This is a genomic window from Thalassotalea ponticola (genome assembly GCF_041379045.1).
GTDB classification, from domain to species: domain Bacteria; phylum Pseudomonadota; class Gammaproteobacteria; order Enterobacterales; family Alteromonadaceae; genus Thalassotalea_A; species Thalassotalea_A ponticola.
The window spans coordinates 3,138,939-3,151,749 of sequence record NZ_CP166871.1 but is presented as its reverse complement, the minus strand read 5'-3'; the positions used below and the strand labels follow the sequence as shown (position 1 = coordinate 3,151,749).

Sequence of the window (12,811 nt, the reverse complement as noted above, 5' to 3'; positions counted from 1 at the left end):
GCCAAAAAAGGATGCAAACGCATCCTTTTTTGGTTGATATTGGTTTATTGCCTATTTGACCAATACTTTATAACCCCAAGAATCAATCGATAATTGGCTTGTTAGGCGAATAGCTATTTTTTCATTGCTAAATAACTCGGTATATTCGCCCAATTGAATAGTCTCATCAAATTCAACGGTTAGCGCAGCGTCAGAGAAATTCAAAACGACAAATACTTTGTCATTATGCGTTTCACGAACGAAAGATAATACCGACTCACTTTGGTTGTTCGGTACCGGCATCATATGGCCACCCCAGTTACCGTTGAACAGCGCTCGATTATCGTGCTTCAAACCAAACAAGGTTTTATAAAGAGTGCCAATTTCATGCTCTTGCCAGGTGATCTCATCCTTCTCGAAAAATGCGAGTGCTTTGTCGAGGCCCGCTTCTTGACCACTGTAGATTAATGGCATCCCTTCAGCTGTCGCGGTTAATACGATGGCTGGTTTCAATGCGTTTTGAAACCGCACAAACACGGTATCTTCCCATGAGTTTTTATCATGATTGTCAACAAAGTTCATTTTAATGGCATCAGCCGGCCATGAATTCAGTTCTTTAGCGAAATAGTGATACAAGGCGCTGGTATCTTTCTTACCATGTGCCACGTCTTCCATGACATCGTGGAGTTTCCACGAATAGCTCATGTCAAACGCGTATTCATGCAGATCGCGAGATTCCCATTCGGCTAACATGAATACGGGTTTTATTTGATCCAGCTCGATGCGGACATGGTTCCAAAAATCGGTGGGAATGAAACCGGCGACATCGGCGCGGTAGCCATCAACATCGGCTTGTTCTACCCAAAACTTCAAGGCACCAGTCATGTACTCTCGAATACCAGGATGTTGATAGTCAAAGTCAATAATATCAGACCAGTCCCACCATGGTGTTGGTTGGAAGCTGCCATTGTGATCTTTGCTGTACCACTCTGGGTTAGTGAGAGTTAATGGGTTGTCCCAAGCTGAGTGGTTTGCAACCCAGTCTAGAATCACATACATACCCATATTGTGGGCTTTATCAACAAGGGCCTTGAAATCTTCCATGGTGCCAAACTCAGGGTTCACAGCCTTGTAGTCTTTTACCGAGTAGTAACTGCCGATGTTACCTTTGCGGTTCATTTCACCTATTGGGTGAATAGGCATCAACCACAAAATATCAACGCCTAACTGTTTTAGACGCGGCAGGTGTTCGCTAAACGCATTGAACGTACCTTGTGGCGTGAATTGACGAATATTTACTTCGTAAATAGTCGCGTTTTTCACCCAATCAGGAGGTTGCACTTTCACATAAGGTTTGGGTTGGTATGGATTACTTGTTTGCATTGTACTTTCGTTATTGGCACAGCTGGCTAAACCTAAGGTTAACATTGGCTAAGACAGCAGGGCGTTGGTCGTTATTTTCATTGTAGTTGCTATCAACAGTCCCTAGTAATTATTAACGAAAAGAGAATTAACGTGTGTTAGCCGTTATAAATAGGTATCAATTGATGTCGGGTGGGGCAAAGAAGTTGCGCGTTATGTATCGATATATGTTGCAAGACATAGCCCTGATGCAGAGTAGAATATCGCACATTATTATCTTAGCTATTGTAGTCTTTAGCTCGTATTAATGGCCGCAATAAATGGTATTGAGTAGGCAATGCTGTTTGATGCGCTGATATTCATCTTCACTTTTGACTAGGATGCACACATTCATTTGTTGACTCAGCTCGTCCATTTTTTTGCTATCTAAGCTTGGATATTTATTGGCATCTTTGCGACAGTAATCACTGAATGTTTTCATCAATTGCGGTTCAAATAAAACCGCATCGCAGCTTTGCAGAGCTCGATAAGCTCGTAAACTGAGATCATCGACGTGTTCGGTGCTCAATTTAATTAGGGTAACGGTTTGCTTGTTGTGCTTTTGCAGTTGCTGATCGAGTAATGCATCAAACCCGAGTTCTGCCTGTTGCTCATCGTCATCAAAAATTGCTTGGCCAATCTCTGATTGCACCACTTGTTGCCATAACGCTCGCCGAGCAGAAAAGTTTGGGATGCTTTGTTGCACCTGTTTCCTATGTTTACCCATGAACGCCGCGAGTTTGCCGTAATCGGCAGGTAATAGGAGATCAAGTTGTTGTTTGAGCAGTTGCAATAGCATCGGCGCACTGCCACTACTGGAAAGCGCGATCAGTATCGGGTTCCGATCGATAATGGCCGGCGTTATATAGGTACATAACGCTGGCTCGTCGACAACATTCAACAATATGTTTTTGTGCTGACACTCTGTTGCTATTTGCTTATTTATCTCACCATTGTCGGTGGCGGCAATAACCAGATTGTATTGTTCGCCAATACTACCGGGCTGATAGTGGTTGGCGATATACGTTACGCGATGCTGTGTCAGCAACTGCTGACAACTATCCGACAATACCGGACTTAGCACGCTCACTTTAGCTGGAGTTTTCACCAGTAACTCTAATTTTCGCGCGGCTATCTCGCCACCGCCAATGACCAGTGCGGTAATTTTTTCAGCATCAATAAATATCGGTAAATAACGCATCGACGTCTCGACTTTCAGAACTCAGTGTATCTGATGTTACTTTAGAGGGAATCCATACCGATATAAAATATTTATTTTGAATGAGATAGAAGAGTCCCCTATTTTTAGTCAACGGTGATAAAATAAAGGCATATAACTTAGTTTTGAGAGATGTTATGCCTTGGATACAGTTGCGTCTGCAAGCAAATGAAGAGACAGCAGAAAAATATTCTGATTGGTTAATGGCCTGTGGCGCTCAGGCGGTCACATTTATTGATGCCAAAGATACGCCCATTTATGAACCGCTACCCGGTGATGAAGTTGTTTATTGGCACAACACTGTGGTGATGGGACTATATGACGCCAGTTGCGATATGGATAAAGCTATTGCTTATTTGCAGCGCATTCACCCCGATGGTAAACAGTTGCAATACAAACTGGAACAACTGGAAGACAAGGATTGGGAAAGGGAGTGGATGGATAATTTCCATCCGATGAAATTTGGCCAAAGATTGTGGATATGCCCAAGTTGGCGCGATGTTCCCGAGCCCGACGCGGTTAATGTTATGCTCGATCCCGGTTTGGCGTTTGGCACCGGAACTCATCCAACGACCGCATTGTGTTTGACCTGGCTTGATGGTTTAGATTTACGCGATAAAACCGTTGTCGACTTTGGTTGTGGCTCGGGTATTTTATCTCTTGCGGCGTTAAAGCTCGGGGCAAAACAAGTGATCGGAATTGATATTGATCCACAAGCATTGCAAGCAAGTGAAGCTAACGCCATGCGCAATGGAGTAGCTGATCGCTTGAAGTTGTACTTACCCGAAAATCAACCAAAACTGCAAGCCGATGTGGTGGTAGCTAATATTCTCGCAGGTCCTTTGCGCGAACTCGCACCAGTGATCATTGATTATCTCAAACCCGGTGGCTTACTTGCTCTGTCTGGCATTTTAGAAGAACAAGGCAATGAGTTGTTGAACGTGTACGGCCAATGGTGTGATATGCAACCAATCACGGTTCAAGAGGAGTGGGTGCGACTCAACGGTAAACGTAACAACTAGTTAACACGTTTGCGCATTATCGATGAAAATGTAATGAATTGGTGGTATTTGTAGAGAATTTACCACCATTTTTTTTGCTAATTAGGCAATTGATAAAAGTCAATAAAAAAACTCATAAAAAAAACACCTATTGCTCAATTTATCTACTTTTATTTCGTCAAAAAAAGACGTAAACTTAGCGCCCTTTTAAGCACTAGCTCAAAAAAACATCACGTGAAGATTGGTCCTCATACCCTTGATAGTAATGTAATCCTTGCCCCTATGGCAGGAATTACCGACAAACCATTTCGACAATTGTGTTGTCGATTAGGTGCGGGGATGGCCGTTGGTGAAATGTTATCGTCGAATCCTCAAGTTTGGGCGTCGGACAAATCACAACGGCGCATGGAGCACAGTGATGAAGCGGGTATTCGCTCAGTGCAAATAGCCGGTTCTGATCCTGATGATATGGCTTTTGCAGCCCAACACAACGCGGCAAATGGCGCCCAAATTATTGATATCAATATGGGCTGCCCGGCTAAAAAAGTGAATAAAAAGTTAGCCGGCTCCGCATTGTTGAAAGCACCTGAGCAGGTTGAGCAGATAATTAAAGCTGTGGTTAACGCCGTGGATATTCCGGTGACGTTAAAAATTCGCACTGGTTGGTGTGAAAATAGTCGCAATGGTATTGAAATCGCCAAAATTGCTGAGCATAACGGCATTCAAGCATTAGCCGTGCACGGCCGTACCCGCAGTGATTTTTATAAAGGCGAAGCAGAATACGATACCATCAAAGCGATAAAGCAGGCGGTAACTATTCCTGTTGTTGCCAATGGTGATATCACCAGCCCTGAAAAAGCAGAGCGGGTATTGGCGTATACGCAAGCTGACGCAGTGATGATCGGTCGAGCAGCGCAAGGTCGTCCTTGGATTTTTAGAGAGATCAATCACTTTTTAAAAACAGGGCAGCTATTACCCGCTATTGACATTGCTGAAGTAAGAGAAATTTTGCTAACGCACGTCAATGAATTGCACAAATTTTATGGCGAGTTTATGGGGGTTCGCATTGCCCGTAAGCACGTCTCCTGGTACTTGCAAACGCACGATCAGGGTAAACAATTTCGTTCTACATTTAATGCCTTAGTGTTACCACAACAGCAACTTGATGCATTGAATGTGTTTTTTGATAATTTAACTAATTAAAAAGAGTCTGAACTTTATGTTTGAACAAAATATTACTTCTCCATTTGTTATCGGTGACCTGCAAACTCAGACCAAGGCATCACCTTTACGTACGCAAGCAAAAGTAGCGATTAAAAACTACTTGTCACAACTTAACGGCAACGATGTAGATGATATGTACGAATTAGTATTATCAGAAATTGAAGCGCCGATGCTTGAAGAAGTAATGCAGTACACTCGCGGTAACCAAACCCGAGCGGCAAACTTGTTGGGTATCAATCGCGGTACATTGCGCAAGAAGCTGAAAAAATACGGCATGAACTAATTCGCGGGCAGAGTTGTCTGCCTCAAAGCACCTTAGGGTGCTTTTTTATTTCCAGGGACGGAATGTATACAGAATAATCAGGGAGACAATATTCTGCTATTTCCAGGGACGGAATGTATACAGAATAATCAGGGAGACAATATTCTGTTATTTCCAGGGACGGAATGTATACAGAATAATCAGGGAGACAATATTCTGCTATTTCCAGGGACGGAAAAAATATAACAAATAACCCTGTTATCGCGGTTGGGTAATGTGCCACTAAGAGTACACACATCGCGATTGACTGATTCACCACACGTTACAGGTGAGCAGTGATATATCGATTAATAACCGCAATTATTAATGACTACGCATTTTAAAAGGTAAACAATAACTATGGAAACTCCACGTCCAATTCGACGCGCGTTACTAAGTGTCTCTGACAAAACCGGTATTGTCGAGTTCGCAACAGAGCTAGTGGCTCAAGGCGTTGATATCTTATCAACTGGTGGCACCGCGAAGCTACTGAGCGAAAAGGGCATCAAGGTAACTGAAGTATCAGATTACACTGGACACCCTGAGATTATGGATGGCCGTGTTAAAACACTGCACCCTAAAGTTCACGGCGGTATTTTAGCTCGTCGCGATATGGATGAGGCCGTTATGGCTGATAATCAGATTTCAGCAATCGATATGGTTGTGGTTAATCTTTACCCATTTGCCAAAACCGTCGCACAGCATGACTGTAGCCTAGAAGACGCGATTGAAAATATCGACATTGGCGGCCCGACGATGGTGCGAGCAGCAGCTAAAAATCACAAAGATGTGACTATTGTTGTTAACGCATCGGATTATGGTCGCGTATTAGCTGAAATGGCAGAAAACAATGGCTCGTTAACTCATCAAACGCGTTTTGATTTAGCGATTGCGGCGTTTGAGCACACTGCGAGCTACGACGGTATGATTGCTAATTACTTTGGCAAAATGCTACCTGCCTATGGCGATCAAGATAAATCAGTGTCAGAGTTCCCTCGCACTTACAACACTCAATTTATTAAAAAGCAAGATTTGCGCTACGGTGAAAACTCTCATCAGCAAGCCGCTTTTTACGTAGAAGCGGAACCTGAAGAAGCGTCTGTTGCTACCGCGACTCAAGTTCAAGGCAAAGCCTTGTCTTACAACAATATCGCCGACACTGATGCCGCTTTAGAGTGTGTTAAAGAGTTTGACAAGCCAGCTTGTGTTATCGTTAAGCACGCTAATCCATGTGGTGTAGCGCTGGGCGAAAATATCTTAGAAGCGTACGAAAAAGCCTTTAAAACCGACCCTACATCAGCTTTTGGTGGCATCATCGCCTTTAACCAAGAGTTAGATGCCGATACCGCTGAAGCCATTGTTTCGCGTCAATTTGTCGAAGTTATCATTGCTCCAGTCATTTCTGAAGCGGCGAAACAAATTGTCGCGGCTAAACCAAACGTTCGCTTGTTAGAGTGTGGTCAGTGGGATAATACGACAACAGGTTATGAGTTAAAGCGCGTTAATGGTGGCTTGTTAGTTCAACATCGCGACCAAGGTATGGTTGGCATGGACGACTTAAAAGTTGTTACCAAGCGTCAACCTACCGCAGAAGAGATGAACGACTTGTTATTCTGCTGGAAAGTGGCGAAATTCGTTAAATCAAATGCGATCGTTTATGCAAAAGGCGACATGACTATCGGCGTGGGTGCCGGTCAAATGAGCCGTGTCTACTCGGCTAAAATCGCGGGTATCAAAGCCGCCGACGAAAACCTGGAAGTCAAAGGTTCAGTTATGGCGTCAGACGCATTTTTCCCATTCCGCGACGGCTTAGATGCTGCTGCTGAAGCGGGTATTACCGCCGTTATTCAACCAGGTGGTTCAATGCGTGACGAAGAAGTTATCGCTGCAGCTGATGAGCATGGCATTGCTATGGTCTTCACAGGTATGCGTCACTTCCGTCACTAATCTGTAAAACTGAAGACGCGCTCTACGGCGCGTCTGATGAATACTATTGCTGTCAAAGTTTCTTTAATTACCATTTATCTGTTATAACTAGTTGTAAAACTAGTGTTAATTTTAAAATGGGTTAGGAGAAAAACATGCAAATAAAAACCTTAGTAGCCAGTGTTTTAGTAATGACGAGCTGTTTTGCTTATGCGGATGACCACAGTGCTGAGACTGCTTTAAAGCAAGCTATTGCCGGTGAACACCGCAGTGATAAGAACAAAGCACGAGATCAATATCGCCATCCGCTAGAAACATTGCAATTTTTTGGTTTTGAACCGCAAATGACCGTAGTAGAGATAGCCCCAGGTGGAGGTTGGTACACTGAGATACTCGCTCCTGCATTAAAGGGCAAGGGCACGTTGTATGGCGCTCATTACCCAGATACAGGCGAAGATAACTACTACAGTCGATCGCGTCGTAGCTTAGAAAAAAAGCTGGCCGCTGATCCGATCTTTAGTGAAGTGAAGCTGACTGATTTTACCCCGCGTAAAGAGAGTGAACTCGCACCGTCAGCAAGTGCCGATCTAGTAGTTACATTTCGAAACCTTCACAATTGGGATGTGGAAGGTGTGAAGCAGGTTTTCATCGACAGTTATAAAGCGTTAAAACCAGGTGGTGTACTCGGTGTTGTTGAGCATCGCATGCCCGAATCACACAGTTTAGAAACACATGCTAAAAGTGGTTACTTTCCACAAGCACTAGCAATTGAATTAGCACAGCAAGCTGGCTTTGAGTTTGTCGAAAGCAGTGAAATCAATGCTAATCCAAAAGATACAGCAGAACATCCGAAAGGTGTTTGGACATTGCCTCCAGTACTGCGCTTGGGTGAACAAGACAAGCAAAAGTATCTCGCTATTGGTGAAAGTGATCGTATGACATTGAAATTTGTTAAGCCTGTTAAGTAGCGGCTTAATAACCAACAGATAGAATATTTATGAATGTATTAGTTATTGGCAGTGGCGGGCGCGAGCATGCGCTCGCGTGGAAAGCTGCTCAGTCAAGTTCAGTTGAAACCGTATTTGTCGCACCAGGTAACGCTGGTACTGCCAATGAAAACAAGTTAACAAACGTTGCTATCAACGTCGGTGATATCGACGCACTGGTAACGTTTGCCAAACAAAATGACGTTGCCTTGACTATTGTTGGCCCAGAGCAACCGCTTGTCGATGGTGTTGTTGATGCATTTGAAGCCGAAGGCTTAATGATTTTTGGCCCGAGTGCAAAAGCTGCTCAGTTAGAAGGTTCAAAATCATTTACTAAGGACTTTTTAGCGCGCCATAACATCCCGACTGCCGCTTACCAAAACTTTACTGAAATTGACCCTGCTATTGCTTACGTACGTGAACAAGGCGCGCCTATCGTTGTTAAGGCTGACGGTCTAGCAGCGGGTAAAGGTGTGATTGTTGCAATGACACTTGAAGAAGCTGAAGAGGCGATTAAGGACATGTTAGCTGGTAACGCCTTTGGCGATGCTGGTCATCGTGTTGTTATCGAAGAGTTCCTTGAAGGTGAAGAAGCGAGCTTCATTGTTATGGTTGACGGTAAGAACGTGCTACCAATGGCGACTAGCCAAGATCATAAGCGCGCTTACAATGGTGACCAAGGTCCAAACACCGGTGGTATGGGGGCTTACTCTCCAGCGCCAGTTGTGACCGCTGAAATTCATGATCGCATTATGAATGAAGTTATCTGGCCAACCGTTGAAGGTATGGCAAAAGAAGATGCACCATACAAAGGCTTCTTATACGCGGGCTTAATGATTGCAGCTGACGGTACGCCAAAGGTGATCGAGTACAACTGCCGTTTTGGTGATCCGGAAACGCAACCAATCATGATGCGTTTACAATCAGATCTTGTTGAACTGTGTATTAGCGCTTGTAAAGGCGAATTAGATAAAGCTGAAATTGAATTTGATTCACGCGCTGCAGTTGGTGTGGTATTGGCTGCGGGTGGTTACCCGGGGAGCTACAACAAAGGTGATGTGATCTCAGGTGTTGAGTTGAATACCTTATCAGATCGCAAAACCTTCCATGCGGGAACCGCCATTAAAGATGGTCAAGTGGTCACTGCTGGTGGTCGTGTATTATGTGCAACAGCACTTGGTAATACAGTAACTGATGCACAAAAATCAGCTTACGAGTTATTACAGCAAATCACTTGGCAAGGTGTTGAGTTTCGCACTGACATCGCCTACCGAGCTATCGCACGAGAGCAACAAAACGGATAACTACATTATCGGTAGTAAAAAAGCGGCTAATAAGCCGCTTTTTTTATATTGGTGAGCCAACCTCGAGGCGATGCTTATTGTGGTGTGCTGCGCTCTTTTGCTTCTCTTACTTTTAATGTTCGTTGTTGAAATTCGGTGTCGTTAAGTGCATCTATAACTTTTTCGGCATCAGCTTCGGCGATTTCAACAAAACCAAAGCCTCGGCGTTTACCAGTATGTTTGTCTTTCATTAAGCGAACTGACTGCACAGCGCCGTGAGCCGAAAACAATTCGCGTACAGCAGCTTCATTTGCACGGTATGGCAGGTTACCGACATACAGAGTTTTGACATCTGTCATGACAGCAGGAGTGCTGTCTGATTTACTAGTGTTAATAAACTTGACTAGCAAAGGCGAAATAAAGGCGCCCACAAACAAGCCTATAGCGATTGCGTTTTGATCGAGGGATGTTAGTGATGCAGTGAAGTAGCCAATCACAGTGATGGCGATGGCAATGAATGCAGACGATAGTGCTAAAGGTGCTCTCATGGTACCTACCTGATTATAACTTTTTATTATTCCAACACTCCTATGTTAACGGCATTTTAACAAACTGCAATGGGAAATATTAAAAATACTATAAAAAACAACACCATTTTATCGAATTAAGACGCTAGTAGAGATATCTCTAGCAGTCGAGTAGTCCACGTGTCTGAATATTGTTGGATGTTTTGAGCCTCAATAAACTTGATAACGCTACATTTATACTGTGCCGTATTACGTAATCAAGCTGATTGAGCTCTCGTCTTCATTTTACCCACGATGAGTAAACACATCTTCTAGTCGTAGGTGATCGTCGGCGTACATACAGCGAAAAGTTAGCGGAAAGTTACATTTGTGTTTAAAAAGTGGGCGATTTCTTTGGCTTGATAAAATTATTATATATTTTCGCAAAAAAGAGTTGACGTTGGGCCAAAAATCCCTAGAATGCGCATCCACTTCAACGGCACAGCCAACGAAGGGGTTTTGAACAGATAAGTCAGAAAACATCGGGCTTAGCGGTCACCGAAAGATTTGAAAATGTTTTTCAAAAAACTTTCAAAAAGCGGTTGACATCAAAACTCAGATGCGTAAAATGCGCATCCGCTTTCAACGAAAAGCAACGCCAACAACGAGTGCGATTGATTGGCTTCGATTCATTAAGAATCGGTTCTTTAACAAATAGTTATCATGCAATTTGTGTGAGCATTCATAAGATACGTAGTTTTACCACTATTCAAAATCTTAATGAGGTTCATGCAAACGACATATGTCAAATGCAACAGAATTCATTGAGTAGATTAAATTTTTAATTGAAGAGTTTGATCATGGCTCAGATTGAACGCTGGCGGCAGGCTTAACACATGCAAGTCGAGCGGAAACGATTCTAGTTTACTAGAAGGCGTCGAGCGGCGGACGGGTGAGTAATGCTTGGGAATATGCCTTAAGGTGGGGGACAACAGTTGGAAACGACTGCTAATACCGCATAATGTCTACGGACCAAAGGAGGGGCTCTTCGGACCTTTCGCCTTTAGATTAGCCCAAGTGAGATTAGCTAGATGGTGGGGTAATGGCCTACCATGGCGACGATCTCTAGCTGGTTTGAGAGGATGATCAGCCACACTGGGACTGAGACACGGCCCAGACTCCTACGGGAGGCAGCAGTGGGGAATATTGCACAATGGGGGAAACCCTGATGCAGCCATGCCGCGTGTGTGAAGAAGGCCTTCGGGTTGTAAAGCACTTTCAGCGAGGAGGAAAGGTTAGTAGTTAATACCTGCTAGCTGTGACGTTACTCGCAGAAGAAGCACCGGCTAACTCCGTGCCAGCAGCCGCGGTAATACGGAGGGTGCGAGCGTTAATCGGAATTACTGGGCGTAAAGCGTGTGTAGGCGGATTGTTAAGCGAGATGTGAAAGCCCAGGGCTCAACCTTGGAACTGCATTTCGAACTGGCTGTCTAGAGTATTGTAGAGGGTGGTGGAATTTCCAGTGTAGCGGTGAAATGCGTAGAGATTGGAAGGAACATCAGTGGCGAAGGCGGCCACCTGGACAAATACTGACGCTGAGACACGAAAGCGTGGGGAGCAAACAGGATTAGATACCCTGGTAGTCCACGCCGTAAACGATGTCAACTAGCTGTCTGTGAACTTGATTCGTGGGTAGCGTAGCTAACGCGCTAAGTTGACCGCCTGGGGAGTACGGCCGCAAGGTTAAAACTCAAATGAATTGACGGGGGCCCGCACAAGCGGTGGAGCATGTGGTTTAATTCGATGCAACGCGAAGAACCTTACCATCCCTTGACATCCAGAGAACTTACTAGAGATAGTTTGGTGCCTTCGGGAACTCTGAGACAGGTGCTGCATGGCTGTCGTCAGCTCGTGTTGTGAAATGTTGGGTTAAGTCCCGCAACGAGCGCAACCCCTATCCTTATTTGCCAGCGCTTCGGGCGGGAACTCTAAGGAGACTGCCGGTGATAAACCGGAGGAAGGTGGGGACGACGTCAAGTCATCATGGCCCTTACGGGATGGGCTACACACGTGCTACAATGGCGGATACAAAGGGCAGCGAGACCGCGAGGTGGAGCGAATCCCATAAAGTCCGTCGTAGTCCGGATTGGAGTCTGCAACTCGACTCCATGAAGTCGGAATCGCTAGTAATCGTGGATCAGAATGCCGCGGTGAATACGTTCCCGGGCCTTGTACACACCGCCCGTCACACCATGGGAGTGGGTTGCAAAAGAAGTAGCTAGTTTAACCTTCGGGAGGACGGTTACCACTTTGTGATTCATGACTGGGGTGAAGTCGTAACAAGGTAACCCTAGGGGAACCTGGGGTTGGATCACCTCCTTACCTTAAGTAAAACACTGTCTTTTGAGTGTTCACACAAATTGCATCGATAACGAACGTGAAAGAAGTACTCAGTAGTGGGGCTATAGCTCAGCTGGGAGAGCGCCTGCCTTGCACGCAGGAGGTCAGCAGTTCGATCCTGCTTAGCTCCACCATCTACTGAACTTGGTAGTAATACCTACGTAGTAGGTCTGTAGCTCAGCTGGTTAGAGCGCACCCCTGATAAGGGTGAGGTCGGTAGTTCAAGTCTACTCAGACCTACCATTTTAATCCTTCTTTAAGTCATCTTGATAACTTGTGTACTGAAGTACACGGCGTCATCAACATAACGTAAAGAAGAATTAAATAAATACTTCTTAAGAGAACTTAAAGTTAAGCAAGGTGATGCTTACCTTTGAGTTTTTTGACTCACTGCTCTTTAACAATTTGGAAAGCTGATATTAAACCCGGTGTTTATATTGGCAACAACGTGTCGCACGGTGTTGCATAAGATATAAATACCAACGAAGAAGAAATTCTTCATGATTTTTAAAAAAATCAATACTCAAGGGTCGAATTAAGTACATCCGTGTACAATTCGACATCCAAACATCCTTGTTTGGAACA

Annotated in this window: 9 protein-coding genes, 2 tRNA genes and 1 rRNA gene; 9 read left to right on the top strand and 3 right to left on the bottom strand. The window is 44.5% G+C overall.

The window, feature by feature from the left end; genetic code table 11:
* Positions 1–51 precede the first annotated feature (51 nt).
* Positions 52–1,362, bottom strand: coding sequence for an alpha-amylase family glycosyl hydrolase (locus ACAY30_RS13870; protein WP_290251690.1), 1,311 nt, complete (start codon positions 1,360–1,362; stop codon positions 52–54).
* Between the two features lie 283 nt (positions 1,363–1,645).
* On the bottom strand, positions 1,646–2,581 hold the full coding sequence (locus ACAY30_RS13865) for a bifunctional precorrin-2 dehydrogenase/sirohydrochlorin ferrochelatase (protein WP_290251689.1): 936 nt from the start codon (positions 2,579–2,581) through the stop codon (positions 1,646–1,648).
* A gap of 155 nt (positions 2,582–2,736) precedes the next feature.
* Between ACAY30_RS13865 and prmA the strand changes: the two genes are divergently transcribed.
* The 6 genes from prmA (at position 2,737) to purD (ending at position 9,341) form a co-directional block, all read left to right on the top strand.
* Positions 2,737–3,621: a 50S ribosomal protein L11 methyltransferase gene (prmA, locus tag ACAY30_RS13860; RefSeq protein ID WP_290251688.1), complete on the top strand. Its 885-nt coding sequence runs from the start codon at positions 2,737–2,739 to the stop codon at positions 3,619–3,621.
* Between the two features lie 213 nt (positions 3,622–3,834).
* Positions 3,835–4,803, top strand: a complete 969-nt coding sequence (gene dusB / locus ACAY30_RS13855) for a tRNA dihydrouridine synthase DusB (RefSeq protein WP_290251687.1) — start codon at positions 3,835–3,837, stop codon at positions 4,801–4,803.
* A 16-nt stretch (positions 4,804–4,819) separates the two neighbouring features.
* Positions 4,820–5,107, top strand: coding sequence for a DNA-binding transcriptional regulator Fis (gene fis / locus ACAY30_RS13850; RefSeq protein WP_135438976.1), 288 nt, complete (start codon positions 4,820–4,822; stop codon positions 5,105–5,107).
* Between the two features lie 378 nt (positions 5,108–5,485).
* Positions 5,486–7,072 (top strand): bifunctional phosphoribosylaminoimidazolecarboxamide formyltransferase/IMP cyclohydrolase, encoded by a 1,587-nt coding sequence (gene purH / locus ACAY30_RS13845; RefSeq protein WP_290251686.1) that lies wholly within the window; start codon positions 5,486–5,488, stop codon positions 7,070–7,072.
* A 134-nt stretch (positions 7,073–7,206) separates the two neighbouring features.
* The gene (locus ACAY30_RS13840) at positions 7,207–8,019 is read left to right on the top strand and encodes a class I SAM-dependent methyltransferase (RefSeq protein WP_371189935.1); all 813 of its coding nucleotides are present in this window, start codon (positions 7,207–7,209) and stop codon (positions 8,017–8,019) included.
* A gap of 29 nt (positions 8,020–8,048) precedes the next feature.
* Positions 8,049–9,341, top strand: coding sequence for a phosphoribosylamine--glycine ligase (gene purD, locus ACAY30_RS13835; RefSeq protein WP_290251685.1), 1,293 nt, complete (start codon positions 8,049–8,051; stop codon positions 9,339–9,341).
* Positions 9,342–9,415: 74 nt separating this feature from the next.
* Here the strand turns inward: purD and ACAY30_RS13830 are convergent, their stop codons facing one another.
* A complete protein-coding gene (locus ACAY30_RS13830; RefSeq protein ID WP_290251684.1) occupies positions 9,416–9,868 on the bottom strand; it encodes an RNA-binding protein in 453 nt (150 codons plus the stop codon).
* An 800-nt stretch (positions 9,869–10,668) separates the two neighbouring features.
* Between ACAY30_RS13830 and ACAY30_RS13825 the strand changes: the two genes are divergently transcribed.
* The 3 genes from ACAY30_RS13825 (at position 10,669) to ACAY30_RS13815 (ending at position 12,469) form a co-directional block, all read left to right on the top strand.
* A 16S ribosomal RNA gene (locus tag ACAY30_RS13825) occupies positions 10,669–12,208 on the top strand.
* Positions 12,209–12,284: 76 nt separating this feature from the next.
* Positions 12,285–12,360: transfer RNA gene (locus ACAY30_RS13820), tRNA-Ala, on the top strand.
* A 32-nt stretch (positions 12,361–12,392) separates the two neighbouring features.
* A tRNA-Ile gene (locus ACAY30_RS13815) sits at positions 12,393–12,469 on the top strand.
* Positions 12,470–12,811: the final 342 nt, after the last annotated feature.